This window comes from Salidesulfovibrio onnuriiensis, assembly GCF_008001235.1.
GTDB classification, from domain to species: Bacteria; Desulfobacterota; Desulfovibrionia; order Desulfovibrionales; family Desulfovibrionaceae; genus Pseudodesulfovibrio; species Pseudodesulfovibrio onnuriiensis.
Genome location: NZ_CP040751.1, coordinates 3,337,643 through 3,364,449, shown reverse-complemented (window position 1 = coordinate 3,364,449; position 26,807 = coordinate 3,337,643). Strand labels below are relative to the sequence as shown.

The following is a 26,807-nucleotide window of genomic DNA, read 5'->3' as shown; positions in this document are numbered from 1 at the left end:
TGGGAATCTGCACCCTCCATTCCCCGTTTGTTGAACCCCGCTGTGCCCAAGCAGCGGGGTTCAATGGTTTTTGCGCTCCCGGTTGGGAATGAAAAAGGGGGCCCAAAGGCCCCCATGATGTTTCTGTCGCTTCGCTACTTTTCGTTGAGCGGGAATTCGTATGCAGTATCCTGGGTCAGCTTTTGCCGCTTCCCCGCGATCCTGACACGCACTTCCTTGTCGCCGTTCTTGCCGGAAACGCACAGGTGCACCTTTTCCTGGGTGATGGTCACATGGTACCAGTGCTTGCGGTGGCAGAACTTGAAGATCATGTTGCCCCAGTGGGGCGGCAGGTCGGGATTGATGATCACGCTTCTGCCCGAGAGATCGATTCCGGCGAAGTCCTGCTTGATGACCTCAAGCGTTCCGGCCATGACGCCGGTGTGGATGCCTTCGATGGTGGTTCCGCCCTGGGTGTCGTAGATGTCGGAGCGCATGGCCTCCATGAACCAGTCCCAGGCCACGTTGCTGGGGTAGATATGTCCGGCAATGACCGAATGTACCACCTTGGAGAGGGTGGACCCGTGGCTGGTGCGCTGCTCGTAATAGTCGTAGTTGCTCCGGAGCAGCTTGATGGGGTCGTCCACCTCGTGGCCGAGCTGCGTCAGGATGCGGGCCACCTCGTTGGGATCGATGAGGTACCAGGTCATGAGCACGTCGGCCTGCTTTGCCACCTTGTAGTTGTCCGGGGTGTCGCCCTCGGCCTTGAGGATGCGGTCCATTCTGTGAATGGAATAGAAGCGCTTCCGGTAGCTTTCCCAATCCAGCTCCTTGAGGTCCATGTAGCCGTCGAACTGGCTGATGATGCCGTCCTCGGTCATGATCACGTTGAGCTTGGTGGTCATGTCCTGCCACTTTTCTATCTCCGAATCGGTCAGGCCGATGCGGTTGCGCACGGTCATCAAGGCCTTGGGAGGTAGATCCTTGAGCAGGCGCAACGCCTTTTCGAGCAGCCAGACCACCATGATGTTGGTGTAGGCATTGTCCTTGATTCCGTGTTTCTTGGAGCCGGGCAATTGCTCGTGGAATTCGTCCGGTCCCATGACCCCGGAGATGTGATACTTGCCGGACTTTTCATCGAAATGGGCTATGTCGCCCCAGAACCGGGCGATGTCGAGCATCAGCTCTGCGCCGTATTTCTTGAGGAAGGTCCTGTCGCCGGTGGCTTCCACGTAGCGCCAGGTGTTGACGAACACGGCGATGGATACATGCCGCTGGCGGCGGGAGAGGTCCGGGTCCCATTTCTTGGATTCCGGGTTGTAGTGGATCTCCTGGGTTTCCTCGGAACCGTCGTCCGCGGTCTGCCAGGGGAACATGGCACCCACGTAGCCGTTTTCCCGCGCATAGGTGCGGGCCGCAGTGAGCCGGTTGTAGCGGTACTTGAGCAGCGCCCGGGAAACCATGGGGAAGTGCATGTCGAAGAACGGCTGGATGTAGACCTCATCCCAGAAGATGTGGCCGCGATAGGCCTCGCCGCTCAGGCCCCGGGCGGGCATTCCCGCGTCGATGTTCATGTTGTGCGGGCTGGCCGTCACCAGCAGGTGGTAGGTGTGCAACCGCAGCACGCGCTGGACAAAGCGGTCGCCGTCCAGGCGGATATCCGCCTTGTTCCACAAGGCCGCCCAGGCGCGGGTGTGCGGGCCGTAGGCGCCCTGGAAGGTCTTGACCTCGTGCAGGGCGTCCATGCCCTGGACCTGCAGTTCCGCAGTGGCGTCATGGTCCAGGGAGGTGCGGATATCCACGAACTTTTCCAGGGAATAGCTGTGGTTTTCCTCGGCCGTGAACTTCATTTCCTCCACGACCTTGGCCTTTTCCTGGAAGACCCGCTTCTTGACCTCCATGGGCTTGTGGTTTTCGAACATGGTTGTCTTGGCCGTGGTCACTATCTGGTAGCGGGAGTGGCTGGTTTCCACGTGCAGGTAGATGCCGTTGCCTATCTTGCCGCCCGCGACCCGGCTCAGGTGCTTGGAGGTCAGGGTGCTGTATCTGGCCACGCCGCCATTGATGACGTTGCCGTCGATGGCCGAGCGGATGGTGATCTTGCCGGAGTAGTTGAGGGGCGTGAAATCGAACTTGAGCACGCACAGATGCGGGTCCGCCATGCTGGCGAAGCGCGTGCTGGAAACGCGGGTGAGGCGTCCCACCTTGTCCTTGACCACCATGTGGCGTTCCATGACCGCATCGCGCATGTTCAGGCTGTGGCAATAACTCAGGATCTCCATGGACAGGGGGCTCATGAATTCGCCGTTGCCCACCTTGAACGAGACCGGCAGCCAGTTGGGGCAGTTGACGAAATCGTTGTTCCAGATTTCCTTGCCTTGCACCTTGCTGGGAACCTTGTTGAAGATGCCCGCGATGTAGGTGCCCGGATAGAAGTAGTAGGAGGCGCACTCGCATTCGTATGCGCCGCGTGTGCCGAGGTAACCGTTGCCCACCGTGGTCAGGGTTTCGCGCAGCTTTTCGTCACCGGGGTCGAACCCGTTGTAGGTCACGAACCAGTCGTCCGTGGCCATGCCGGATTCGAACCATTCGATCATGTCGTCCACGGTGATCTCCGCGAGGTCGGTGACCACCTGGTCCGCGCCGAACCGCTTGAGCAGTTCGCCCGCCACGTTTCGGGCCACTCCCAGGGTCATGCCGAAGTTGCCGGCCCGGCCCGCCTGGACCCCGGAAATGGCGTCTTCCACCACGATGCACTGGCCCGGGGTAAGCCCCAGTTCCTTGGCCGCGGTGATGAAGATGTCCGGGTCAGGCTTGCCCTTGAGTTCCAGCTTGGCCGAAACCACGCCGTCCACCTTGACCTCGAACAGGTCTTCCAGGCCGGCAAGCTGCAGCACGAGCTGGCAGTTGCGGCTGGAGGTGGCGATGGCCACCTGGATGCCGCGCCGCACGAGTTCGTTCACCAGCTCCACCGAGCTCTTGAACACCTCCGGGCCTTCCCTGCGCAGGACTTCCTGGAATATCGAGTTTTTCAGGTTGCCCACCCCGCAGATGGAATCCAGGCTGGGCTCGTCCTCGGGCGTGCCCGGGGGGAGCTGGATGTTCCTGGACTTGAGGAAGCTCAGAACGCCTTCAAAGCGGGGCTTGCCGTCCACGTAGTTGTGGTAGTCGTGGATGCGGTCAAAGGGCTGGAACGGCACATTATCCGTTTCCGCCCTGTGCTTGAGCAGCTGGTTGAACGCTTCCTCCCAGGATTGGGCATGGACCTTCGCGGTTCTGGTGATGACTCCGTCCAGATCAAAAACTACGCCTTTCAGTTCCATGGCAGCCTCGCAGGTTTTGCTTGCTGTTCTGCTAGGTCAGGGTTCCCAGTATGGTTACGAGCATGTCCGGTTCGGGCACGATGAGCGCATCGGGACAAACCCCTTTTACCCTTGTGGCCAGTTCGTCCTTTGATGTGACAAATATCGATTTGGTTTCCTTGGACATTTCCATGGCGGCCTCCAGCATGGGCACATCGCTTCCGGTGTCGCCGCAGATGAGGTTGGGGCCGTGGAACATGCCGAAGTTGAATTCCGTGTTCAGGAACCGCACGCCGTCTCCTTTGTCGAAATCCTTGGGACCTTCGTCCCCGGATTCGATGGTCAGGATGATTTCCACGTCCAGTCCCGTGTCCTCGATGCGGAAGTTGGTGCCGTCCGGGTCCAGGTCGGCCACCACTTCCCCCAGCCGCCGCAGGAAATCCCTGGATTCCTGTTCGTCCACGGATTTGCTGATGTCCTGGCGGGCAATGGTGGTCTGGCCGAACTTGAACTGCAGGCCCGATCCGATCAGGGAGTACTTTTCATACTCCGGCATTTTGACCAGACCCGAGAGCACTGCGTTGAGCTTGTCCAGCAGCGCCTGCTTTTCCTTTTCCACGGGGAAGGCGCGCCGCCTGCCCTCCAGGTCGATGCACTCGCGGCCCTTGGACCCCGCGTAGTACATGACCCGTTCCGGGGCCACGCTGATGTCCACCAGGCCGATGTTGGCCAGGGGCGCGGAGGTCAGGATGACCGAGTTGGCCGCGCTGCTCTGCGCGAAGCGGGTCAGCAGCACCGCGTTGTATATGGACTGGATCGAGGAACGGTACCGGCCGCAGTAGTTGTTGACCGTGCCGTCCCTGTCGGTGATGAAGCAGTTTATTTCGCGTCCGCCGAGATAGTTGCGGCCGCGTGCGACATGCTCCTCGAATTCCGGATGCAGGTCGGCCAGGTAGCCCATGAAGGTCTTTTCCCCGTTTTCCAGGAAAAAGATGTCCTTACGCGTTTCATTGATTTCGTAGTCCAGGTCCAGCTCGATTTTCCGGGAGCCGTCCAGGGAAAGGACGCGCTTGCCGCCCGCCTGGGCGACAGCCTCCAGGGAACTCAGTGCGTTTTTGAGCGACAGGACCGTGTCCCCGGCGGGCGCTTCCCCCGCCGAGATCATTTTGGTCGCCTCGAAGCGCACCTCGCGCGTGGCTTCCATGAGCTGGTAGAAATCCTTGAGCGTGACGAGTTCAGTCTGTTGGATGGCCTTGGCCATGCTGCCTCCTGAGCTGCTAATACGTGATTTCCGCCTCGTAGGTGATCACCGTGCCCTTGCCGTCATGGGAGGGCGGGGCCTGTACCGTGAATTCGATGCCTGCCGAGCCTATCTTGGTGTACTTCCGGCTGGCCCTGGTCACTTTCCACTGGCCCGGAAGCGTATCCCTGAGCAGGATGGTGCCGGGCTTGTCCGATCCGTTGCGTACTTCGATCTTCCAGGACATCTTGTAGGAATTCTTGCTGATCTTCTGGTATGCGGTCTGGATGCGCTCCACGGTGACGTCAAAGGCCTTGCCCATGGTCAGGGATATTTCCTCGCCCTTGGGGGTGTGCTGGATGCGGTCCTCGCCGATGAGCAGCACGCTGCCGTCCGAGCTTTCCTGATAGGCGCGCACAACGCCTTCGGGCAGGGGCATGCCCAGGCCGGACTGCTTGTCGTTCCTGAGCTTGAGGAGCACGTTCACGGGCGGTTTCGCCTTCTGCTTCTGGTTGCCGCCGGCGTGGTATTCGCAAACCAGTTCCTTTTCCACCTTGATCTTGGGGGCCTGAAGCAGGCTGACCTGCTTGATCTGCTTGTTGGCGATGTCCACCGGGCGGTCCAGGCTGTAGAGGTGGTATTCGAAGAATTCCTCCTGCTGCATGCCGTCGCCCATGGCGGCTTCCATCATCAATGCCTTGCCCCGGTAGGTGGGAGCGGGTTGCGGCGCTTCATGGACATCCCCGGCCACCAGCTTGAGGGCCGCCTTTTCAAAGGCCATGCCCGAGTTGTTGGTCAGGGTCACCCATCCGGACAGGCCCGCGTCCTTGTTGTCGCGGTCGACCTTGAGCACGTAGTCCGCCCGCCAGCCCATGCCCCGGGCCAGATAGGAAACCTCGATGTCCTGCTTGGCCGGGCCGTTGTTGTCCACCAGCCAGACCAGGGCGGGCTTGGCCCGCAGCCCCTGGGGCAGGCTGGGCAGCAGTACGGCCTCGTAGTCGCCCACATAGATTTCATTGCCCACCTGGAAAACGGGCCGGTCGTTGTTGGCGATGAGCGTTGCCTGCTTGAGCATGCGGGCCGTGGCGTCCGATGGATCGGGCAGCACCACGGTGAGCTGCTTGCCCACGTAGCGGTCCAGCAGGGTCTTGGTGCCCACGAGGTCGTATTCGTAGTTCATGTCCAGAACGCGGAAGTTCTTGGGCGATGTTTTGGAGGTCACGCGCAGGGATTGGGGCTCCACGGTTTCGGGCACGCCCAGGAATTCCACGCGTTCCTGCCCCTTGGGCAGTTCCATGGGCCGGACCTCGTTTATCAGGGCCCGGTCGTTGTTGTAGATGGTCACGGTCAGGGATTTGCCGGCCGCGCTGGCGAGAGCAGGGGAGATCGCGAGGGAGAGTGCGATAAAGAATATGAATTTCAGGTAGTTCATTTGTCCTCCATGGAGTGATTGCATGCGGTGGACCGGAATTTCCGGATCCACCTCATACACTTATTACATGCGTGCGGGATGTTTTGCAAAACCTTAAGGAAATTTATCAATGCCTCTGAAACGAACCTGTGACGACCGGAAAGCCGGTCTGAATCGGAAAAGTTTCCTGCAGCTCCGGCCACAGGACAAGCATGTGCAGAAAATTGCAACAAAAAACGCCCGAGGCATGCACCTCGGGCGTTCGTGTCTATACTGCGCCGGGAAGTTTCTAGTCGTCCCAGTCGCCGGACGGACCCTTGTCCGTGTCCATTTCCTTGGCGCGGGCGCGGATCTTTTCCTCGGTCCACTCGGCCGGGTCTTCAAAACGTTCGGTCTTGGGGCCGAGATCGTAGGAACCGGCTTCGATGAGCAGGTCGTATGCGTAGTCTGCGGTGTTTTCGGCGTTGAACACGTTGACGAGCAGGTTGTAGACGAAGTCTTCCACCTCTTTGGCCATGCGTTCGCGCACTTCCGCGCTTTCACCCTGCCAGCGACGTTCGAAGGGCAGGTTGAGTTTCTTGTAGTTGCCGCCGGTGATGCCGTTTTCATCGGCCCAGCCGGTCATTTCGGCCCAGAGTTCCTCGCTGAGTCCCTTGCCGGGGACCTTGTCGAACTTGCCGTCCTCGGTGAGGATGGCATTGCCGAAGTCGTTGACCTTGACGCCCCAGCCGACCATCTGCAGGGCCGTGGCGACGTTGGCCTTGGTGGTGTGGGTCTTGGCTGCGATTTCGCGCAGACGCTGGGAGTCGTTGCCCGAGGTGCCGTGCTGTGCGCCGGAGGTGCCGTAGGGCTGCAGGGCTTCGTGGATTTCGGCGGTCAGGGCCACCTGGATGCCTTCGCCCGAGGCTTCGATGCCGTGGGTGGTGCCGTTGTTCAGGGCGATCCAGTCCGGGCACAGGCCGTGGGCGTTGAGACCCTGGATCAGGAATTTGGCTTCCACCGGGGTGGACAGGCCGAACTTGCCCTTGATCTCGCCGATTTCGGTTTCATAACCGGCCCAGGACGGAATGACCGGGGAGAGCTCGATGTTGGCCAGCAGGTTGCTGTCGTCCGGCATGTGCGAGGCGTCCACCGCAATGGAGGTGACGCCGCTGTCGAACAGGGAGGGAATCTCGGCCTTGGCCTCGGCCACGTCTTCCCACTTCTTGATGAAGTAATGGTCGGCGTGGATGGCCACCGGCACGGTGATGCCCAGCTTGTTGCAGAGGTAGTCCACCCGACGCGCCAGGTTCCACATGGTGGTGGGGCAGTAGGTGGATTCGCTGCGGGCGATCTCGAGGATGACGGCTGCATTGGCCCGTTGGGCGGCCTTGAGCGTTCCCTCGACAATGAAGAGGTTGCGGCCGTTTGCCGCAATGGTCATGCATTTGCCTTTTGCCAGGCAGGCGCGGTCGATGACCTTGCCGCTGACGATCAGTGCTTTGGAATTGGGGAAATTCTTGACGACGTTCGGCGGGCGACCGACGGCCAAGGCCTGTTCGAATTTATTCTGGGACATAGCCCTTTCCTCCTGAAGTGATAAGTATGATCGGTGCACGCCCAATAAAACGAAACAATGGGCAAAGTCAAAGCCTGCCCATTATTTCGTTCTCCAAAAAAACAGGTCGAAACCCTTACAGGGACGCATGCATTGCGGCGCGCTTTTCGCCCACTGCGGTTGCATTGCGCTTGGCGGTGCGGGCGGGACGCTGGCAGGGTTGCAGCGTATAGCCGAGTTCCCCGGCCATGAATTCCAGCACCGAGACGTTGCGCGTCGCCTTGACGATGTCGAACAGGGTTTCCGCCCCGAGCTTCGCATGGGAATCAAAGGGATTCAGTTCGCGGAGCAGGGTCGAATAAGGCTTTTTGATCTTTGAACAAACTTCCTTGGCCGGCATTTTGCCTTCCAGTACCACATCCTGCATTTTCTTCGTGAGGCTCTTTTCAAACATACTGTCCACCCTCCACGTGTTGAAAATTTGAGGCTTATTCCAATACTAATGGAATTTTGGAATTTGCGTCAACGAATATAAAGAAAAAAGTGGTCGGCAATCCTGTGACGGATGTGCAAACATGGCGGTGGATTATTGTCTTTAGGAACAGAGAGGCTGGTTTTATGTGGATAATTATAACGCAGCTAAAAGGTCCGGGAGTACGGCGCGGAAATGGAAAAGAGCCGCAGACGGGATGTTGAAAATTCCGTCTGCGGCCCCTGGTTGTTGAAAGTCCTCAGAGCGAGTTCAGGAACCCGGAAAACAGGAAGGCCACTTCCGAAGCCAGCCCTCCCAGGCGGTGGTCTCCGGGCAGGATGTGCAGGGCCGCGTTGTGCAGCTTGGCGAAACGAATGGAATTTTCCACCGGAACCACCACGTCCTTCCAGCCGTGCACCACCTTGATGGTTTCAGGCAGGTTGAAGAAGACGTGTTGCTGGTACCCGGGCAGGTAGAAGGCCGGAGCCACCAGGAACAGCCCGGCGACCTCCACTTCCTGCGCCGCGGCCGCGCAGACGTAGCCGCCCATGCTGGAACCGGCCAGGACGATGGGGCCCTTTTTGCCCTTGATGTGACCCAGGAGCTTTTCCACCCGCTGGTCCGGGTCGGTCATGCCCCGGAAGTCCGGTGCGTCCAGTTCCAGGCCCATATCTTTGGCCGTCTCGGCCATGGCCTTGCTCTTTTCCCCCCAGGGTTGGGCGTCCAGCCCGTGCGCCCAGCATAGGTAGCCTTGCTTCATAGGTGTCTCCGTTGTTGCGGCCATCCACAATGTTCCGTGCCGCCCGGAGGGGCATGGGACGTGACGAACGGCCTTGAAAAGGGTCGGGGCATTCTCGTGTGATGGAATTTCCTATTGCCGACAGGATATTACCGAATGAGAGAAAAAATCAAGGCGGATTCAAAATCAGGCGATTTCAATATGGTTTAAATACGTTTTGAGTTCCTCGAGCACTTTCGCGCCGCGCAGGCTGTCGCCCGCGTCCGCAGCCTGCTGCAGCCGGGTGCCGATATGGCCGAGATCGTTGAGCGCCAGGGAGTCGCTTTCCCTGGCCAGCCGTTGGCCAATGCGGCTGGCGCCGGTAAAGTCCTCGCCGCTTAGTGCCGTCGCGGCCTCGGCCACCGCCGCATGGCAGTCCCCAATGAAACGGCGGGCGGTTTCCCTCATGTTCGGGGCCACTTCTATATTGATATGGGGCAGGGGATCCCCCGGGCTGCAGAGTTCGAGTATGGCCTGCATGAGTTGTTCGTTCCTGACCGGTTTGGGCAGGTGGCGGTCGGCTCCGGCCTCGAGGCTCTTGTCCGCGTCGCCGGAAAGGGCGTAGGCCGTGAGGGCCACGATGGGTACGGGTGTTTTGCCGGTGTCCTGCTCAAAGCGGCGAATCTGTCTGGTGGCCTCGTAGCCGTCCATGAGGGGCATCTGGATGTCCATGAGCACCAGGTCGAAGTCGCCGTCCATGAAGGCCGCCACCCCTTGCTCGCCGTTTTTCGCAACGGTCATCGTACAGGGCGTGTCCCTGAGATAGGTTTCGATGACAAAGGCGTTGTATTCGGAATCCTCCACCAGCAGAATGCTCAGTTCGGGCATGTCCGGGTTTTCTATCGGGCCTGCCGTGGCGGCCAGGGCCGAGGGGGCGCTGCCGCGTTGCAGCCGAGCCGTGGCAAAGAATGTGCTGCCGTGTCCCGGCCTGCTTTCCGCCCATATCCTGCCGCCCATCATCTCCGTGAGCTGGCGGCTGATGGCCAGGCCCAGGCCCGTGCCCCCGTATTCCCTGGTGGTGGATCCGTCGGCCTGGGTAAAGGAGTCGAAGATGGTGGGCAGTTGTTCGGGCGGGATGCCCACGCCCGTATCCCGCACCTCCATCTGGATTTCCAGGCTTCCGTCCTCGAGGTCCTGCATGTGCTCGACGTTCAGGGTCACTTCGCCCTGCTTGGTGAATTTTACGGCGTTGCCCAGCAGATTGATGAGGATCTGGCGCAGCCGGATGGGGTCGCCCCGGAGGATCGGGGGGATCGCATCGGCCACCGAGCAGGTCAGTTTCAGGCCCTTTTGCTCGGCCTTGGGGCGCATGACGTTGCAGGCCTTTTCCACCAGTTCCTCGAGGTCGAAGTCCGAGTCGCCCAACTGCATGTGGCCCGCCTCGATCTTGGAAAGGTCCAGGATGTCGTTGATCAGTTCCAGGAGATTTTCGCCCGCGGAACGGAAGACCTTGACGTACTTGCGTTGCGTTTCGTCCAGTTCGGTTTCCCAGAGCACGTCGGCCATGCCGAGGATGGCGTTCATGGGAGTCCTGATTTCATGACTCATGCTGGCCAGGAATCGGCTCTTGGCCATGTTGGCGATTTCTGCCTGGTGTTGGGCGTTCTGCACTTCGCGCAGCGCCTGGTTCAGGGACCGGTTTTTGCCGTCCAGCTCCTCGGTGCGCTCCTTGACCCGTTCCTCGAGCGTGGTGCTGTATGCTTCCAGCTTGTGGTTGGCCTTTCGCAGGTCGCCGACGAGCAGGCCGATGGAATTGCGCATGTCATGGAAGGTGCGGGCCAGATTGCCGATCTCGTCCTGGGCCGAGGTGTCGATGTCGGTTTCCAGGTTGCCGTCGGCAATGGATGTGGCGGATTCCTCGAGCCGCCTGAGGCGGTTGAATATGTGGCGGCGCGTGAAGATGATCGACGTCTGGCTGATGGTCAGGATGAGCACCAGGGCCAGGCCCGCATGGATGCCTGCGCTGAGGTATATTTCCCTGCGCATGGGGGCCAGGGAAAAGGCCACGTCAAAGGTTCCGATGTCTTCCCCGTACCTGTGCAGGGGCACGGTCAGGGCGCGGTAGTTGGCGTTGTGGCGGAAGTAGTCCATGCCGTGCATCTCGTGGCCCGGGCGGACCCGGATGGCGGCGGATTCGGCATCGGTGAGCACCTGGGCGAAGACGATGTTTGGGTCCTTGAAGACGGCGTCGACAAAACCGACCATGGCGGGCTTGTCCATCTGCCAGATGGCCGTGGCCAGCGTGCCCTCGGCCAGCTTGGCCAGTTCGTCCAGGCGGCTGTTCATGTGCCTGCTCATGCGCAGGATGGTGAAGGTGGTGATGGCAACGGTGAAGATGGCCACCACAATGGTGACGATGATGATCTGGGCCAGGTTGAACTTGCGGCTCAGCGATGTGGGGGTGCGGTTTTTTTCCGCCGGAGTTCCGGTGTGCGTCATATCCCTTCCCTGGCGATTTTCCGTCAGACAACAATATGGATACATCATAATGACATGGAACAGGGCACGGGAAAAGCCTTGATTGTTTATTTTTCCAATGCGCGAAAGGAGAGGCCAAGTTCGGTCGGGGGAAGTGCGGACGCATGCGGGCGTCCGGGAAGTATGGGGACGAGCTTAGGCGGAGACGGGCTGCTGTTCGTCGTCGGTTTTCAGCACCACGGAGACGATGCCCGCTGGCTGGCCGGACGTGTCCCTGTACAAGGCCCGGTGCAGGTGCACGTGGTGCCGGGCGCCGTCCGGGGTATAAAACGGCAGGGAGAATTGTTGCGTTGCCCCGGACTGGAGGAGCTCGCTGTCCTTTTGCTGCAGCAGGGCGGCCACGTCGGAGGGGTGCAGGTCCAGGGCGGTCTTGCCGACAATGTCCTGCGGAGCGATGCCGAAAAGGTCCGCAAAGGCCGTGTTGCAGCCGATGAAGAACCCCTTGGTGTCCTTGAGATACATGGGTTCGGGCAGGGCGTTCATGAATCCCTGCCTGCATTCGAAGGCCTCCCCCGGTACGGCGGCCGCCTGTTGGCCGTTCTTCCTTTCCTGGAGTTCCTTCAGGGCGAGGCGGAGCTGCTCGGTGCGCTGTTCCACCAGGGTGTCCAGACGGACCCGGTGTTCTTCCAGTTCCAGTTCGTTTTCCTTGCGCGCGGTGATGTCCTGGGTCACGGCCAGGATGTGCGGGGAACCGCTGTACATGAATATGGAGCCCCGGATTTCGGCCCAGAAGATGTTCCCGTTGCGGTGGACGGCCTGGGCCTCCACCTGGAAGGTGACGTTGTGCTCCATGGCGTCGTTGATTTCCTGGAGCAGGTCGCCGTTCTCCTTGAACATCAGGTCGGGCAGGGCCATGCGTTTCATGTGCTCGTGGCCGTACCCGAACAGGATGCAGGCCGAGTCGTTGGCTTCCACGATGTTCCAGTCCATGTCCACGGTGATGAGCCCCTCGGCAATGGCTTCGAGCACGTCCCGGTACTGTTCGCTGCGTTGCTGCAGGGCCTTGCGCTTGCGGAAAAGCTCCACGAACACGGCAACCTTGGACTTGAGCACCGGCGCGGAGACCGGCTTGTACAGGAAGTCCACGGCCCCGAGCTTATAGGCCCGCATGGCGTGTTCCTCGTCGCCGGTGGCGGCGGTAATGAAAATGATGGGCAGGTCCGCGGTTCGGGGGGCGCTGCGGATGCGCCGGGCGGTTTCAATGCCGTCCATGCCGGGCATTCGCAGGTCCATGAGCACCACGCTGAAGTCGTGCTCGGGCAGCAGGTCGAGCGCCTCCTGGCCGGAAAAGGCCGAAGCCACAAGTACGTTCAATTCCTTGAGCGCCTTGTTCATGAGCACATGGGTGAATTTCTGGTCGTCGACGACAAGGATTTCCGGCGTGATTTCCATAGGTTCCCCGTTAGAATCTTTCCAGTTCCTTTTTCAGGGCTGAAAAACGTTCCCGGGCCGTTTCCAGGTCCGTTTCCGCATTCAGTTCAATGTCCAGCGCCAGCTGCGCCTGGTCGTCCAGCCCCATGTTCAACAGGTTGCCCTTGATGGCATGGGCGGCTTCCCGGATCGCCCCCCGGTCATTGCCGTCGGCAAAAAGTTTTTCGAAGACGGTGATGTTCCGTTGCAGGGTGACCAGGGCTTCGTTGATGAGATCCTCCACATCCGCGGTATCCAGTTCAAATTCATCGGCGTAGTATTTTCGGGAAATGTCTCTGAGCATACGGGGTTACCTGCCTTGGCTGAAATCGTTCCGCACGGTGAAAACGTAGTGCACTTTCGTCCGGTTATATACCACCGAAAGGCCGGGCGGTATGATTTTGTTCATTGTTTTCCAGTCTTAGCCCGCCGCATGCTTTTCCAGCACCTGAAGCAGTTTTTCCAGCTTGTAGGGCTTGGCGATGAAATCGTTCATGCCCGAGTCCAGGCATTGCTTCCGGTCTTCGGGGCGGGCATGGGCCGTCAGGGCCACCACCGGAACCGTGATGCCCGCCGCGCGGATCTTGCGTGTGGCAGAGAGGCCGTCCAGCACCGGCATCTGGATATCCATGAGCACCAGGTCGTAGCGCTCGGGGTTTTCCAGGAGCGTGTCCAGGGCGATCTGGCCGTTGTCCACGTAGTCCACTCCGCCCACGGTGATCTTGTCGAATATCTTTTCCAGCAGGATCTGGTTCATGCGTGTGTCCTCGGCCACCAGGATCCTGGTTTCCGGGTACGCGCCGCTGAAGTGCTGGGCCTTGACAGCGTCCGGCTCGGCTGCGGGCGGTTCGGTTATCCGCAGCGGAAGTTCGAAACTGAAGGTGCTGCCCTGGTCCGGGCTGCTTTCCACCTTGATGCCGCTGCCACCCATGAGCTTGATCAGCCCGTTGGCGATGGTCAGCCCCAGGCCTGTGCCCCCGAATCTGCGCGCGGTCGAACCGTCGGCCTGAGTAAAGGCCTGGAACACGGATTCGATCTTGTCCGGCGGGATGCCCACGCCCGTGTCGCTCACCTCGAAGCGGATGATCGCGGTTTCCGGGGCCGGTGTTCCCGGCGCCGTGGAAACGGTCAGGTTCACGCCCCCCTGGGACGTGAACTTCACGGCGTTGCCCATCAGGTTGATGAGCACCTGCCGCAGCCGCACCGGATCGGCTTCCACCCATTCCGGGGCGTCCAGGAACATGGTCTTCAGTTCGATGTCCTTGGCCCGTGCCGGGACGCCGTGGATATCGGCCAGTTCGGAGACTAGGGTGCGCAGGTTGACGGGCTCGTTGATGATCTTGAGCTGTCCCGCCTCCGCCTTGGAGACGTCCAGGATGTCGTTGATGATCTGGAGCAGGTTTTCCGAGGCGGTCATGATCAGGCGCATGTTTTCCCGGTGCTCTTCGGAAAGGTCCTCGGCCTTTTCCACCAGCTGGGCCATGCCCACCACCGTGTTCAGCGGGGTGCGGATCTCATGGCTCATGTTGGCCAGGAAGCGGCTTTTGGCCTGGTTGGCCGCCTCGGCGGCGTGCACGGCCAGGGTGCGCTGGCGCAGGGTCAGGAAAAAGGCGGCCGAATGCATGATGAGCAGCGCCAGGAATATCGCGCCCAGGGAAAGGGACGCGGAGACGATGCCCGAGGCCACGGATTGGCGGCTCACGGAAAAGACCACTCCGAACATGCTGTCGAAGATGCGCACGGGATAGTAGGCCGAGACCACGTCCACAGGAGGATTTCCCTCGAGCTTGTGGCGGAGTATGCCCTCGTAGCCCAGGCGGATGTCCCGCCGGATGGTCGCCATCTCGTCCAGCGCGACGTTTTGGACCTGACCGGTCTGGTTGCTGATCGCGACCGTATTCAAGACCTCCCCGTCGTCATCAATGAGCCACATCCAGCTTTCCGGCCCCAGGAACAGGCTCTGGGATTCCGCGAGGAACATGTCGGAAAGGCTGGTGCTGACGATGATCCGCATGTCCACCTCGCCGCTGGGGCCGCGTACGGGCTCCACGTAATGGAACAGAGTCCTGTCGCGGATGAGCATGGGCTTGGCCGTTTCGAAGAGCAGCTTGCCCGGGGTTTCGTTGCGGTTCACCAGATAGTAGTTTTCCGGTGTCTTGTGGACGCTGATCCAGCGCCCGTCGTTCTGCTGCACGGTGATGCGGCGGATGATGTCCTGGTGCCGGGCATAGAAGCGCTTGATACGTAGCAGGGTTTCGGAGTCCTCCCGGTCCCAGTGGGAAAAATCGGTGAACAGTTTCTGGGAAATGAAACTGGTGAGGTCCTCCAGGAAGATCCTGTAGCGGTATTCCAGGTTGCGGCCCGCCCGCTGCGTCTGCTTGAAGAGGCCCTCCTCGCGGACCTGGGTGGTGTTGGCGATGATGTCCGTGACGATCCAGGCGCTGAGGCCCAGGAAGCAGAGCAGCAGAAACACCAGCAATGCCGCCGTGTGCTTGAAGGAGAGAGAGAAGAATCCCTTGCGGTGTCCGTGTTCAGTCATCGTGGTGTTTCCCGGATACTATTGGAACCAGTATTCCTTTTACTCCACGAGATACAATAACGTCCACCCCAGTTCAGGAATTCTTCGGGAAAGGATGGTGTGGGACCTTCCCCTGATGCTTATGCCCACCTGGTTGGAGGTGGCGCCCAGCAGCTTTTTGCCCAGGGCGCGCACGGCCTTGGACCGGCTCTTGAGCAGGGAATAGTCGTCCCGGCGGTAGGTGTCCTGCTTGATGGTGGTCAGGTATTTGTGGTCGGCGAGCGGCGGCAGGGAGAACAGGCTGATGAAATCCTCGTGCCCGGCGATGACCACGCCCTCGCCGTCCACCAGCAGGATGTGCTTGTCCCCGGGCCGGATGTAGCGGTCGGCAATGGTGCCGACGGTCACGTCGAGGCCCGGCACTCCCTTGAACTCCCCGTTCACGTAGACGGGAGCGATGACCGAGACGGTCCATCCCCGCCCGGCCGGGTCCACGTACGGTTCGGCCACCCATACCGGACCCTTTTTCGGATTGTGCTGCTCGTCGGCCAGATAATAGAAATTGAACTTGGTGATATCGATGCGCGGTTCGAACTGGGCCAGCACGTCGAAGGGGGGGTATATCCGGTTCAGGTTGTTGGCGCTGTTGTAGTAGGCCTGGACAACGGACGGGAAGTCCCGGCAGGCGGTTTCGAGATCTTCGTCGATGCCTTCGGTGAAGTAGGCTTCCTCCATGACCTCGGGGGTGATGGGGGTGCAGCCGGAAACGAACAGGGCCGCCTTGCCGTCGGAGACGGCCTTGTAGAGGATGCCGTTGTCGGCCATGCGGTATTTCGAGGTGTCCACCCGTTTCAGGACCGCGTCCTTGTCCAAATACAGGGCGCGAATGTTTTCGGCCAGCTGGACGACTCGCCGCCGGATGGGAATGAAATCGTTGTTGATGCTTTCCGCAAGGCGTTCCGCAGCCGCCTCCCCACGCTCCAGGCGGGCCTGTTCCGGGCCGCTGGTGCAGGCAGTGCTCAAAAGCAAAAGAACCAGACAGAGAAAAACCGTTGTCCTGCTCATGGGAGCCCCTTGTGGGCGTAAACAAAAAAAGGGGAACCCTTTCGGGCTCCCCGTGTCATCTAGCTTGCTTCGGCTGCGTCGTATTGTTCGGAGTAGTTCATGCGGTATTCGTTGGATGTCCCGTTCTTGAGGGTTTCAAGTGAATACCCCATTTCCGCAGCCATGAATTTCAGGGGGCGGGTGTCCTTGGTCACCTTCATGATGTCCAGCAGGGTTTCGGCCCCGAGCTTGGCGCTGGAATCAAAGGGATTGATCTCGCGCATGAGTGTGGAATACGGCTTGTTGATCATCTCGGCCACGACCTTGGCCTGGATACCGCTGTCAAGGATGCAGTCCTGTACGACTTTGGTCACGCTTTTCCCAAACATGTCTCGCCCTCCGCTTTGGTTTTGGCATTTTCCGATGCAATAACCACCCTTTGTAGATTTGGTACAAAGCAAGGGCCGTGCCATGAATTTGTCGCGGGATATGTTGCGGCGTTAGTTTTGTTATTTCGGTGAATTGGCTGCGGATGTGCAAAAGTGCAACAGATGGCGACACCTGTCGCATTGTGTCGTTATAATGCGACACTTTCGTGCAAGACTGTCGCATGCGACACTGTGTCGCACAATTGTAAAGAAGCGTGAAGGAATGGATTCAATCGTTTGTTTTAATTGCAGAAATGTAGCCGGATGGTGTTGCGTGAACGTATTAGATTTGTTGAGGAAGTGGGCTGAAAACAGGTCAAGGGGGCCGCTTGCGCGGCCCCCTTGCTTGCACCCGGAAGATGGGCGAACCTTCCCGGGTCGTGCCGGCCGGACGTCTGGAAGCTGGTTTTGGTTTGCGGTCCAATCCTGCGTTCCGTCGGAGGCGGCGTCCGGCTTCTGCACTGAATGCTGAGGAGGAGTGTCGGTCTTCCTCAGGCGGTTCCGGAAAACTGTTATGCTTTCCGCAACCAGGTGACGTAGGTGTCTATATCATCCCTCAAGCCTGTCTGCCGCGTCGAGTGTCGAGGAGCTGCACTCAAGGCTGCGTATGACGTGGCTGAGAGTTTCGGCATATATCCGGTCGGTGTCGTAAGGGGTGAGGAGCTTGGTTCTCACGGCGCCGATGATATTGCCGTATATGATCAGAGCGGTTTCCTCCATGAGGACCTCCCTGATTGTTCCATCTTCGATGCCTCGGGCAACTGCCTCGCGCAAGGCATCGATCATGTCCTGAAACTTGACTGCGACCTTGCTCGCATCCACACCCGGCTCAATGTGGCTGAACGGTGAGCAACGAAGGAGCACCGGAAAAGTCTTTCTGTGCTCGATGGTGAAGTCGAAATACGCGTCCATGTATTTGTGGATCGCATCCAGTCCATTTTCTCCACCAGCTGTCGCTTGTCTCAGGATAGTGATGAGGCGGTCTACCATGTCGAATCCAGCGGCAAGGAACAGATCGTGTTTATTGCCAAAGTAATGGGAGACCAAGCCGAAAGACACGTTGGCTCTCATGGAAACGTCCTTCATGGTGGTGCCCGAGTAACCGAGCTCTCCGAAGGCCTCCTGGGCTGCCAGTAAAATCGCGTCTTTCTTTGTCATCTTTTCAAGCCGTTTCCTTCAGTGGACTGGAAGGATTGATTCGTCAATCAATCGTTGAACAAGAGATATATTGATCGATCAATCAAAGTCAAGCACAAAAAAATATTTTTCTGCGTGCATCCGCTGTGTGCATGCCTTGGTGCGCATTTCGCCTCCAATGAGCGGCATTCGGGCATGAAAGTAATGATATACGCAGCTTGACGGCGGCTATATATATATATATACGCAAAACTCTTTCGTGGGAGGAGTTCGGCCGTGTTTTTGCGGCGATGCCGACGCCAGTGAGGGATGGCGTCTTCAACAAAGACGGGGGTGTGCATGCGTGTCATGTGTGCCGGTGTCCTGCTTCTGGCCGTGTGCTGGCTGGGAGCAGGGGCCGCGTTGGCGCAGGAGGCCCGGTTCATTGGAACCAGGCAGTGCGCAGAGTGTCATGAGGAGCAGTTCGAGAATTACCAGAAATATTCCAAAAAGGCCCATTCCTGGGAGAGCGTGAAGATCATGCTCTCCGACCTCAAGCCTAAGGAAGCGGCCAAGTGTTTTGAATGCCATACCACCGGCTACGGCAAACCCGGTGGCTTTACCAGCTACGAGGCAACGCCCGAAATGGCCGACGTGGGGTGCGAAACCTGCCACGGGCCGGGCTCGCTTCACGCCGAGGACGGGGATCCCGAACTGATCTCCCGAACTCCGACCATCCAGGACTGTCAGGTCTGCCACAGCGAAGAGCGCGTGGGCGACTTCAACTTCAAGCCGCTGCTGTTCAGCGGGGCTCACTAGGAGGTCGCCATGGATTGGTTCAAGAAACGTCTCAACGTCAAGATCTCAGTGCTTTTGACCGGTATTGCCGTGGTGGTTTTTGCGGGCATCACGGCAATGAACGCCCAGGAGCAGTATTCGGCCTTCACCGAGCAGCTCGACGTGAACATGACCCGGGTTTCCCAGCTCATGCGTCAGGCCATTGAAAAGCCCATGGTCGTGGGCGACGACGAGGGCACCAAGGAGCAGTTTGCCTTTCTGGCCGGGGAATACAAGGACGTGGCCCTGTTCATGACCAACTACAAGGGCAACGTGACCTACAGCACGGAGCCCGAGTCCGTGCGCAAGGATTTCACCACGGTCCGCTCCGACGCCGATCTGCTGGATTCCGTTAGGCAGGGGCTGGAAACGGCCCGGGCTGAAAATCTCCGCTTCAGCAGCGACGGGCGGGATTATTTCGCCCGCATCATGTCCGTGGAGAATCGCAGGGCCTGCCACCACTGCCACGGCGAATCCGAGCCCATCCTGGGCGAGATGGTGGTCGTTCAGGACATCAGCGCAAGCATGGACCACATTGCGGCCAACACCCTGACCGGGGTGGGGCTCTCCGTGGCCGGCATGATTGTTTTGGTGGCTGCGGTGCTCTTTTTCGTGCGCCGTTCCATCATCACCCGCCTGCTGCGCATAGCCCGGGCCAGCGACAAGGTCATGGAGGGCGACTACAATGCGGACTTCAACGTCAAGGGCGAGGACGAGCTTTGGCAGCTTTCCCGGAACTTGGGCGGCATGGTGGCCGAACTTAAGAACAAGCTCGGCTTTTCCGACGGCATCCTCAACGGCATGACCACGCCTTTCTTCGTGGCCGATTCTGAAGAACGCATCGCCTTCGTGAACCAGCCGCTGCTGGATCTGTTCGCGATCTCCGGCGCGCCCAAGGATTATCTCGGCGGCCGCGTGGATGAATTGATCTACAACGAGCGAAGGGACGAAACGGTCACGGGACGCTGCCTGCGTTCCCGCGAGCCCGAGCTGGGGCTGGAGCGCGACCTGCATACGCGCACGGGAGAGGTCCGGCATCTGAGTATCGACACCGCGCCGCTTTTCGACCTCGACGGCGAGCTTATCGGGGCCTTTACCCTGCTCAACGACCTGACCGAGATCAAGCAGAAGCAGGCCGAGGTGGTCAAGCAGAACGAGAAGATCGCCCGGGTTGCCGGTCAAGCCGTGGAAATCGCCTCTTCCCTGGCGGCCGCGGCCGAGGAGCTTTCCGCCCAGGTGGACGAGGCCAGCACCGGATCGGACGTGCAGCGGCAGCGCACCGAAGAGACCTCCACGGCCATGGAGCAGATGAGCGCCTCGGTCATCGAGATCGCGCGCAACGCCGCCCAGGCCGCCGAAGGCGCGGACAATGCCAAGGCCCACGCCCTGGAGGGTTCCGAGGTGGTGGTCCAGGCCATTGAATCCATTCATACCGTGCAGCGCCAGGCCGACACCCTGAAGAGCAACATGGCCGACCTGGGCGAGCACGCCGAGTCCATCAAGCAGGTCATGCAGGTCATCAACGACATTGCGGACCAGACCAACCTGCTGGCGCTGAACGCGGCCATCGAGGCCGCCCGCGCGGGCGAGGCCGGACGCGGGTTCGCCGTGGTGGCCGACGAGGTCCGCAAGCTGGCCGAACGCACCCAGGGCGCCACCAGCGAAGTGGGCAACGCCATAGGCACCATTCTGAACGCCATCAACGTGAATATCGAGGGCACGGAGGCCGCCTCCGCCGCGGTGGAGGAGAGCACCCAGCTTGCGGCCCGGTCCGGCGAGACCCTCAAGGCCATTGTGGCGCTGGTGCAGCGTTCCGCGGACGACGTGCGCTCCATTGCCACGGCGTCCGAGGAACAGTCCGCCACCACCGAGCAGATCAACCGCTCCACGGACGAGATCAACACCATTGCCATGGAAACGGCCCGGATCATGGCCGGTTCGGCAGAGGCCGTCTCGGAGCTGTCGCGGCTGGCGCAGCAGCTTGATCATCTCATTCAGGAAATGCGGCAATAGGGGCGTAAGCGCTTTCAGCGCACCCCGTGGAAATCCGAAGCATAAAAACGGCCCGTCTTGCGTAATACGAGACGGGCCGTGTTTTATCGAGCGGGGATGCCAGGAGAATGTTTTCCCTGTCCGCCTTTTGGTGCGTCTTATGCTTACGCCTGGGCCTGGGCGGGGGCGCTTTGCCTGCGCCGGATTAACCCCACGGCCGCGTAGACCACGGGCGTGTCCAGGGCGGCGATGGCGAGCTTGACGATCCACTGGCCCAGGATGATTTCCCCCACGGGCAGGATGCCCCAGAAGGCCACGGTCACGAAAATGGCCGAGTCCATGAGCTGGGAAAGGGCGGTGGAGACGTTGTTGCGCAGCCACAGGGCCCGGCCGAAGGTCTTCCGTTTCAGCAGGTGGAAGAGCCAGACGTCATGCTTCTGGCTGACCGCATAGGCCAAAAGCGAAGCGGCCACGATGCGCGGCGTGCTGCCGATGACGCCGGAAAAGGCTTCCTGGTTGTACCAGAAACCCGCTGCGGGCCAGACCACGGCCAGCCAGCAGATCAGGGTCGCGCCGAGCAGGCTAATGAATCCGGCCAGGACCAGGTCCGTGGCCCGTTCCGGGCCCCACAGTTCGCCCACGACGTCCGAGACCGCAAAGGTGACGGAATAGGCCAGCACCCCTGCGGGCACGGCCACGCCGAACACGGTGATGATTTTGCTGGAAATGACGGCGGCGCTGACCAGGCCGCCCACGAAAAGGCCGACGAGCAGGGTGTGCGCCCTGCGCTCAAAGGAATCCATGGTTTGTTTCTCCTCTGGGATAAACAGTCCGAAAGGGTGTTTTGCACTTGCGTCCGCTTGCGGGCGGAAAGACCCGGGCGGTTCCGTTGCCGATGGATCAGACCCTTGCCATCCCCGGAGGGAAAAGTCAAAATGCGCCACCAATTCAAGGAGAAAAAAATGACCAGAACCAAGAGCCAGGACAAGACCGACCATTTGAAAACCCTGGGCCAGGGCGGGGAAACCGAGTACCCCACCGAAGGGCCGCATGCCGGGATCCTGGAGGCCTTTCCCAATAACTATCCGAACCGTCCGTACATGGTGAGCATCGAATTTCCGGAATACACCTCCCTGTGCCCCAAGACCGGCCAGCCGGATTTCGCCACTATCGTTTTCGAATACGTTCCGGACAAGAGCATCGTGGAATCCAAGAGCTTCAAGCTGTATATGGGGGCCTACCGTAACCACCAGTCGTTCATGGAGACCATCGCCAACACCATGCTGGATCATTTCGTGGAGGCCCTGGACCCGCACTGGTGCCGCGTCAAGGGCTTGTTCACCCCGCGCGGGGCGACCTATCTGCATGTGTTCGCCGAGCGCTACAAGCAGGATTCGCCCATGCTCGACCAGGTGCGCGAGCTTGTTTCCGAATGGAAACGGGAGAGCGGACGACACAGCGCCTAGCCAGGCTGCCGATAAGGGCGCGTCTACGGCGTCGTTTCAAAAAAGGGCAGACCCTCGTGTATGTGTGAATACACGTCGGGCCTGCCTTTTTCTTACTCCTGGTATACCACGCCCTTCTTGGCAGCCTGGAAATTTGTAAGTCGCCCAATTGAACGTCAGGGGGATTATAGCAAGTCCGTGCAGCTGTTTGACGTTTTCGTTTTTCAAGCTTCCCGTGGGGGTGGATTCAGCTTGAGCGTAGCGAATGATGAAGACGCCCCCACAAGCCAGGTTTCCAAAGGGCTTAGCCCTTTGGCCGCCGGAGGCATAAAAAAGGCCCGCTCAAGGCGGGCCTTCTCTTTGTTATGTATCCGAGGGCTATCCCATCTGTTTTTGGATCTTCGCCCAGCTGTCCCTGAGGGTGGCGGTGCGGTTGAAGACCAGCTTGCCGCCCGGGACGTGGTCCCTGGAGTCGGCGCAGAAGTAGCCGGTGCGCTCGAACTGGAAGTTGGTGCCCGGCTTCATGTCCTTGAGGGCCGGTTCCACCAGGCATTGGGTGAGCACGGTTTTGGACTCGGGGTTGATGTAGTCGAGGAAGGTCTTGCCCTCCTCGGCCGCATTGGGGTTGTCCACAGTGAACAGGTGGTTGTAGAGCCGCACCTCTGCGGGCTCGGCGTGTTTGGCCGAAACCCAGTGCAGGGTGCCCTTGACCTTGCGACCGTCCTTGGACCAGCCGCCCCGGGTCTCGGGGTCGTAGGTGCAGCGCAGCTCGACCACTTCGCCGTTCTCGTCCTTGATCACGTCCGTGCAGGTCACGTAGTAGGCGAAGCGCAGGCGCACTTCGCGGCCCGGTCCGAGACGGAAGAATTTCTTGGGCGGCTCTTCCATGAAGTCGTCGCGCTCGATGTAGATGACCTTGGAGAAGGGCACGATGCGCGAGCCCATGGATTCGTCCTCGGGATGCAGGGGCATCTCGAATTCGTCCACCTGGCCTTCCGGGTAGTTCTCGATGACCACCTTGAGCGGATTCATGACGCCCAGGTAGCGCGGGGCGCGGTCGTTGAGGTCCTGGCGCACGCAGTGTTCGAGCAGGGCATGCTCCACGGTGCTGTCCGACTTGGCCACGCCGATGCGGTCGCAGAAGTCGCGGATGGATTCCGGGGTATAGCCCCGGCGGCGGAACCCGCAAATGGTGGGCATTCGCGGGTCGTCCCAGCCGTCCACGTGGCCTTCCTGCACCAGCTGGATGAGCTTGCGCTTGGAAAGCACGGTGCCCGTGATGTTCAGGCGGGCGAATTCGTACTGGTGCGGCCGGGCTGCAAAGCCGGGCTTGGATTTCAGGAATTCCAGAAATTCCGGATTTTCGCTGAACAGGGATTCGTCCTTCATGCCCTGCATGAGGGTGTCCAGCACCCAGTCGTACAGGGCCCGGTTGTTGTCGAATTCCAGGGTGCAGATGGAGTGGGTCACGCCTTCGTGGGCGTCGGACAGGCAGTGGGCGAAGTCGTACATGGGGTAGATGCACCACGCGTCGCCGGTGCGGTGGTGATGGGCGTGCTTGATGCGGTAGATGGTCGGGTCGCGCAGCACGACGTTGGACGCGGCCATGTCGATCTTGGCGCGCAGCACGCATTCGCCGTCCTTCAGGCCGCCGTCGCGCATGGCCCGGAAGATCTCCAGGTTTTCCCCCACACTGCGGTCGCGGTAGGGCGAGTTCTTGCCCGGCGCTTTCAGTGTGCCTCGGTATTCGCGGATCTCGTCGGCGGAAAGGTGGTCCACGTAGGCCTTGCCCATGCGAATGAACAGTTCGGCCACGTCATAGAAAAATTGGTAATAGTCCGAAGCGAAGAACTGGCGGTCCTCCCAGTCGAAGCCGAGCCACTTCACGTCCTCCTTGATGGAGTCCACGTATTCGGTGTCTTCCTTGACCGGGTTGGTGTCGTCCAGGCGCAGGTTGCACTTGCCCTGGTAGTCGCGGGCAATGCCGAAATTCAGGCAGATGGACTTGGCGTGCCCGATGTGCAGGTAGCCGTTGGGCTCGGGCGGGAAGCGCGTGTGCACTCGGTCGTAGGCGCCTTCTTCCAGGTGCTTGTCGATGATCTGGCGGATGAAGTCCTTGCCCTTTTCCGGGGCCTCGGGCTGGTTGCTCATTCGTACTCCCTTTTCAGTATCGTTCATGTCCGGAAAATACAGGAAACCCGGGCAGTGTTAGCGGTGAAAAATTATGCTGTGCAGGAAATACGGCAATTCCGCCGGACGGTCAACGGAGCTGTGGCCGGTCGGCCGGGGGGTGTCTTTGCAAAACGAATCGAACAGTCGATTATATGGCGATTCGCGTTTAAAACTGAATAATATTTTGCAAAATACGCCGCCTTGAGTTTTTTCTCCAAATGCTATTATATGTCTGCTATTGCTGCACCATTCCCATTGATTTGCTACTTTCGCGGGGGAGTTTCATGAAGGTATCCGACATTCGAATTGGGCTGAAGATTCTTGGCGGTTTCGCCGTCATCATCCTGCTGTTCGCCGTTACAGGGCTCCTGGTTTTCAACTGCAACCGGGTCATGGTGGGCGCGGGGAGCGTGCTCGATTCCGCCCGGACCATGAAACAGGCCGTTCAAGGCGACCTGCAGTCGGTGACCAAGATGCTGCGGGCCGAAAGCGAGGCGGACATCACCGCGCTCTGGGACCGGCACGAGCTGCAGGCCGCCGCTTTTTCCGAGGGCGCGCAGACCATCGAGGATGATGCCGGTTCGGAAATCCGGGGCCTTGCGGACGAGGCCGGGCAGTTTTTCGAAAAGGAATTCAAGCCGCGCATGGAGCGCATCCACGCCTTTGCCGGGGACATGCCCCAGGTCGTCGCCGCCCGCAAACAGTCCATGAGCCGCCTAGCCTCGGCGCGTGAGGAATTCGAGCGGGGAGCCTTGGCCCTGGACGAAAAGATTCGCGGGCAGATCACTGAGCGCCTGGATGCCGGGGCCTCGCCCTACAGCATCCTGGGCAAGGAAATGGTCTGGCAGGATACCATCATGGAGGCCCGGGTAGCCATGGCCGAGGTCCGCGCCGGCCTCGAAGCGGCCGCGCGCAGCGTCACGACGCAGGACCTGGACCGAGCTCTGGCCGAGTATGAACAGGCTGAAAAACATTTCCTGGATGCGGTCAATGCCTTGCTGGACGGTGGAGAAGTGGCCGGGCTCACCGTGCTCAAGCTGCGCCAGAAAAAGGTGCCCGAACTCCGTGCGCTGGCCCAGGTGCTCCGCGACGTGCATTCGCAGAAGCTGGCCCCGGCCTCGAAGGCCATGGTGGCTGCGCAGCGCGGCTATGTGGAGGCCCTGGTGGGCATCTCCGGTCTGGAAAAGGAAGCCGACGAGATCGGCGGCCGCATGGTGGGACAGCTCGACCAGGTTCTGGCCCTTTCGGAACAGTCCTTTGGCCGGGCCGTGGTCATGGCCGATACCGCGGTGATCGTGGGGCTGGGGATCAGCCTGGCCCTTGCCGTGGGCGTGGCCCTGTTCCTGAACCGCGTCATTACCAATCCCCTGCGCGAAACCATGGAGGCCGCCGAAGCCGTAGCCGGGGGAGACCTGGACGTGCGGCTTTCCCCCGAGGGCAGCGACGAGACCTCGCTCATGCAGCGGTCCCTCAACGCCATGATCACCACCCTGAAGACGAACATCACGGAAATGGAGACCAAGGAGGCCGAGGCCAACAGACAGGCCGAGGCGGCGCACGACGCCCTGCAAAAGGCCGAGGAGGCCATGGCGCAGGCCAGGGTGGCCACCAAGGAGGGCATGCTCACCGCCGCCGGACGCCTGGAGGGCGTGGTGGGGCACATCAACGAGGCCACCGGCGATATCGCCCGGGTGGGCGAGGAGATCCGGAGCGGCACGGACGTGCAACTGGAGCGCATCAACGAGGCGGCCACGGCTATGGAGCAGATGAACGCCACCGTGCTGGAGGTGGCACGCAACGCGGCGGAGGCCGCTGAGCAGGCCGACCATTCGCGGTCCAAGGCCCTGGAAGGGGCAGGGCTGGTTTCCGACACGGTGCAGGCCATGGCCGACATGCAGCAGCTGACCATGGAACTGCGCGAGAACATGCACAAGCTCGGGACCCAGTCCGAGGCCATCGGCCAGGTCATGAACGTGATCAACGACATTGCGGACCAGACCAACCTGCTGGCGCTCAACGCGGCCATCGAGGCCGCCCGTGCCGGTGATGCCGGGCGCGGATTCGCGGTGGTGGCCGACGAGGTGCGCAAGCTGGCGGAAAAGACCATGGGCGCCACCAAGGAAGTGGGCGACAATATCCAGGGCATCCAGCATCTGGCCAAGCTCAACGTGCAGGGCATGGACAGGGCCGTGGACGCCATTAACGGGGCAACGGAAATTTCCAATCAATCCGGCACAATGTTGCAGGAGATCGTGCGCATGGCCCAGGAGGCCGCGGCGCAGGTGCAGTCCATTGCCGCCGCTGCCGAGGAACAGTCCGCGGCGTCCGAGCAGATCACCCGCAGCGTGGACGAGATCAACGGCATTGCCCGGGACAACACCGACCGCGTCGGCCGTTCCGGCAGGGACATCCAGGGGCTTTCCGAGCAGGCCAGGGTGCTTTCGCAGCTGGTGGAGGATCTCAAGGCCGAAGGCAGCTAGGAGCGCCCCTTGGAATATGTGATGCAGGCCGTCCCCCGGGGCGGCCTTTTTTCATGGCTGTGTCCCGTGTGGACCGGTGCGGTCAGTGCCGCCAGGATGAAAAGCAGGATCAGGCCGAATGCAAGACGCTTCATGACTGTTCCCTCCCGTTCGGGTTGGGTGCTTTCC

Annotated in this window: 20 protein-coding genes; 4 read left to right on the top strand and 16 right to left on the bottom strand. The window is 60.4% G+C overall.

Going from position 1 to position 26,807, the window contains the following annotated elements; genetic code table 11:
• Positions 1-134: 134 nt before the first annotated feature.
• The 13 genes from FGL65_RS15510 to FGL65_RS15450 form a co-directional block, all read right to left on the bottom strand.
• Positions 135-3,302: a beta-phosphoglucomutase family hydrolase gene (locus FGL65_RS15510; RefSeq protein ID WP_147822169.1), complete on the bottom strand. Its 3,168-nt coding sequence runs from the start codon at positions 3,300-3,302 to the stop codon at positions 135-137.
• 31 nt (positions 3,303-3,333) lie between these two features.
• Positions 3,334-4,542, bottom strand: coding sequence for a trehalose 6-phosphate synthase (locus FGL65_RS15505; protein ID WP_147822168.1), 1,209 nt, complete (start codon positions 4,540-4,542; stop codon positions 3,334-3,336).
• Positions 4,543-4,558: 16 nt separating this feature from the next.
• Positions 4,559-5,953, bottom strand: coding sequence for a DUF4139 domain-containing protein (locus tag FGL65_RS15500; RefSeq protein ID WP_187170410.1), 1,395 nt, complete (start codon positions 5,951-5,953; stop codon positions 4,559-4,561).
• A gap of 268 nt (positions 5,954-6,221) precedes the next feature.
• On the bottom strand, positions 6,222-7,490 hold the full coding sequence (locus tag FGL65_RS15495; protein WP_147822166.1) for a class II fructose-bisphosphate aldolase: 1,269 nt from the start codon (positions 7,488-7,490) through the stop codon (positions 6,222-6,224).
• A 115-nt stretch (positions 7,491-7,605) separates the two neighbouring features.
• Positions 7,606-7,923 (bottom strand): phage regulatory CII family protein, encoded by a 318-nt coding sequence (locus FGL65_RS15490; RefSeq protein ID WP_250645512.1) that lies wholly within the window; start codon positions 7,921-7,923, stop codon positions 7,606-7,608.
• Positions 7,924-8,200: 277 nt separating this feature from the next.
• Complete coding sequence (locus tag FGL65_RS15485; RefSeq protein ID WP_187170409.1) at positions 8,201-8,701, bottom strand: YqiA/YcfP family alpha/beta fold hydrolase; 501 nt, start codon at positions 8,699-8,701, stop codon at positions 8,201-8,203.
• A gap of 165 nt (positions 8,702-8,866) precedes the next feature.
• A complete protein-coding gene (locus tag FGL65_RS15480; RefSeq protein WP_147822164.1) occupies positions 8,867-11,158 on the bottom strand; it encodes an ATP-binding protein in 2,292 nt (763 codons plus the stop codon).
• Between the two features lie 174 nt (positions 11,159-11,332).
• Positions 11,333-12,589 (bottom strand): PAS domain S-box protein, encoded by a 1,257-nt coding sequence (locus FGL65_RS15475; protein WP_147822163.1) that lies wholly within the window; start codon positions 12,587-12,589, stop codon positions 11,333-11,335.
• Positions 12,590-12,599: 10 nt separating this feature from the next.
• Positions 12,600-12,911, bottom strand: coding sequence for an Hpt domain-containing protein (locus FGL65_RS15470; protein WP_147822162.1), 312 nt, complete (start codon positions 12,909-12,911; stop codon positions 12,600-12,602).
• A 117-nt stretch (positions 12,912-13,028) separates the two neighbouring features.
• Positions 13,029-15,146, bottom strand: a complete 2,118-nt coding sequence (locus FGL65_RS15465; protein WP_147822161.1) for a hybrid sensor histidine kinase/response regulator — start codon at positions 15,144-15,146, stop codon at positions 13,029-13,031.
• 39 nt (positions 15,147-15,185) lie between these two features.
• On the bottom strand, positions 15,186-16,190 hold the full coding sequence (locus tag FGL65_RS15460; protein ID WP_147822160.1) for a PDC sensor domain-containing protein: 1,005 nt from the start codon (positions 16,188-16,190) through the stop codon (positions 15,186-15,188).
• 59 nt (positions 16,191-16,249) lie between these two features.
• Positions 16,250-16,558 carry a phage regulatory CII family protein gene (locus FGL65_RS15455; RefSeq protein ID WP_147822159.1) on the bottom strand — a complete coding sequence of 103 codons (309 nt, stop codon included), beginning with the start codon at positions 16,556-16,558 and terminating at the stop codon, positions 16,250-16,252.
• Positions 16,559-17,146: 588 nt separating this feature from the next.
• Positions 17,147-17,755: a TetR/AcrR family transcriptional regulator gene (locus FGL65_RS15450; RefSeq protein ID WP_147822158.1), complete on the bottom strand. Its 609-nt coding sequence runs from the start codon at positions 17,753-17,755 to the stop codon at positions 17,147-17,149.
• A gap of 318 nt (positions 17,756-18,073) precedes the next feature.
• Here FGL65_RS15450 and FGL65_RS15445 point away from each other — a divergent pair, with 318 nt between their 5' ends.
• Together FGL65_RS15445 and FGL65_RS15440 are read left to right on the top strand one after the other, a co-directional pair.
• Positions 18,074-18,532, top strand: a complete 459-nt coding sequence (locus FGL65_RS15445; protein ID WP_147822157.1) for a cytochrome c family protein — start codon at positions 18,074-18,076, stop codon at positions 18,530-18,532.
• A gap of 9 nt (positions 18,533-18,541) precedes the next feature.
• Complete coding sequence (locus FGL65_RS15440) at positions 18,542-20,563, top strand: methyl-accepting chemotaxis protein (protein WP_147822156.1); 2,022 nt, start codon at positions 18,542-18,544, stop codon at positions 20,561-20,563.
• A 143-nt stretch (positions 20,564-20,706) separates the two neighbouring features.
• On the opposite strand, the gene FGL65_RS15435 is transcribed toward FGL65_RS15440, so the two are convergent.
• A complete protein-coding gene (locus tag FGL65_RS15435; protein WP_147822155.1) occupies positions 20,707-21,345 on the bottom strand; it encodes a queuosine precursor transporter in 639 nt (212 codons plus the stop codon).
• 159 nt (positions 21,346-21,504) lie between these two features.
• Between FGL65_RS15435 and queF the strand changes: the two genes are divergently transcribed.
• Positions 21,505-22,008 carry a preQ(1) synthase gene (queF, locus tag FGL65_RS15430; RefSeq protein WP_147822154.1) on the top strand — a complete coding sequence of 168 codons (504 nt, stop codon included), beginning with the start codon at positions 21,505-21,507 and terminating at the stop codon, positions 22,006-22,008.
• 357 nt (positions 22,009-22,365) lie between these two features.
• Here the strand turns inward: queF and FGL65_RS15425 are convergent, their stop codons facing one another.
• Positions 22,366-24,138: a glutamine--tRNA ligase/YqeY domain fusion protein gene (locus tag FGL65_RS15425; RefSeq protein ID WP_147822153.1), complete on the bottom strand. Its 1,773-nt coding sequence runs from the start codon at positions 24,136-24,138 to the stop codon at positions 22,366-22,368.
• 305 nt (positions 24,139-24,443) lie between these two features.
• Here FGL65_RS15425 and FGL65_RS15420 point away from each other — a divergent pair, with 305 nt between their 5' ends.
• Positions 24,444-26,639, top strand: a complete 2,196-nt coding sequence (locus FGL65_RS15420) for a methyl-accepting chemotaxis protein (protein ID WP_250645511.1) — start codon at positions 24,444-24,446, stop codon at positions 26,637-26,639.
• Here the strand turns inward: FGL65_RS15420 and FGL65_RS18300 are convergent.
• The gene (locus FGL65_RS18300; protein ID WP_187170408.1) at positions 26,636-26,773 is read right to left on the bottom strand and encodes a hypothetical protein; all 138 of its coding nucleotides are present in this window, start codon (positions 26,771-26,773) and stop codon (positions 26,636-26,638) included. The genes FGL65_RS15420 and FGL65_RS18300 overlap by 4 nt on opposite strands.
• Between the last annotated feature and the right edge of the window lie 34 nt (positions 26,774-26,807).

Coding starts and splice junctions, on each gene's coding strand:
- FGL65_RS15450 (WP_147822158.1), bottom strand. CDS start 17,755: ATGACAAAGAAAGACGCGATTTTACTGGCAGCCCAGGAGGCCTTCGGA.
- FGL65_RS15435 (WP_147822155.1), bottom strand. CDS start 21,345: ATGGATTCCTTTGAGCGCAGGGCGCACACCCTGCTCGTCGGCCTTTTC.
- FGL65_RS15505 (WP_147822168.1), bottom strand. CDS start 4,542: ATGGCCAAGGCCATCCAACAGACTGAACTCGTCACGCTCAAGGATTTC.
- FGL65_RS15510 (WP_147822169.1), bottom strand. CDS start 3,302: ATGGAACTGAAAGGCGTAGTTTTTGATCTGGACGGAGTCATCACCAGA.
- FGL65_RS15445 (WP_147822157.1), top strand. CDS start 18,074: ATGCGTGTCATGTGTGCCGGTGTCCTGCTTCTGGCCGTGTGCTGGCTG.
- FGL65_RS18300 (WP_187170408.1), bottom strand. CDS start 26,773: ATGAAGCGTCTTGCATTCGGCCTGATCCTGCTTTTCATCCTGGCGGCA.
- FGL65_RS15500 (WP_187170410.1), bottom strand. CDS start 5,953: ATGAACTACCTGAAATTCATATTCTTTATCGCACTCTCCCTCGCGATC.
- FGL65_RS15480 (WP_147822164.1), bottom strand. CDS start 11,158: ATGACGCACACCGGAACTCCGGCGGAAAAAAACCGCACCCCCACATCG.
- FGL65_RS15490 (WP_250645512.1), bottom strand. CDS start 7,923: ATGTTTGAAAAGAGCCTCACGAAGAAAATGCAGGATGTGGTACTGGAA.
- FGL65_RS15475 (WP_147822163.1), bottom strand. CDS start 12,589: ATGGAAATCACGCCGGAAATCCTTGTCGTCGACGACCAGAAATTCACC.
- FGL65_RS15465 (WP_147822161.1), bottom strand. CDS start 15,146: ATGACTGAACACGGACACCGCAAGGGATTCTTCTCTCTCTCCTTCAAG.
- FGL65_RS15495 (WP_147822166.1), bottom strand. CDS start 7,490: ATGTCCCAGAATAAATTCGAACAGGCCTTGGCCGTCGGTCGCCCGCCG.
- FGL65_RS15470 (WP_147822162.1), bottom strand. CDS start 12,911: ATGCTCAGAGACATTTCCCGAAAATACTACGCCGATGAATTTGAACTG.
- FGL65_RS15455 (WP_147822159.1), bottom strand. CDS start 16,558: ATGTTTGGGAAAAGCGTGACCAAAGTCGTACAGGACTGCATCCTTGAC.
- FGL65_RS15425 (WP_147822153.1), bottom strand. CDS start 24,138: ATGAGCAACCAGCCCGAGGCCCCGGAAAAGGGCAAGGACTTCATCCGC.
- queF (WP_147822154.1), top strand. CDS start 21,505: ATGACCAGAACCAAGAGCCAGGACAAGACCGACCATTTGAAAACCCTG.
- FGL65_RS15485 (WP_187170409.1), bottom strand. CDS start 8,701: ATGAAGCAAGGCTACCTATGCTGGGCGCACGGGCTGGACGCCCAACCC.
- FGL65_RS15460 (WP_147822160.1), bottom strand. CDS start 16,190: ATGAGCAGGACAACGGTTTTTCTCTGTCTGGTTCTTTTGCTTTTGAGC.
- FGL65_RS15440 (WP_147822156.1), top strand. CDS start 18,542: ATGGATTGGTTCAAGAAACGTCTCAACGTCAAGATCTCAGTGCTTTTG.
- FGL65_RS15420 (WP_250645511.1), top strand. CDS start 24,444: ATGAAGGTATCCGACATTCGAATTGGGCTGAAGATTCTTGGCGGTTTC.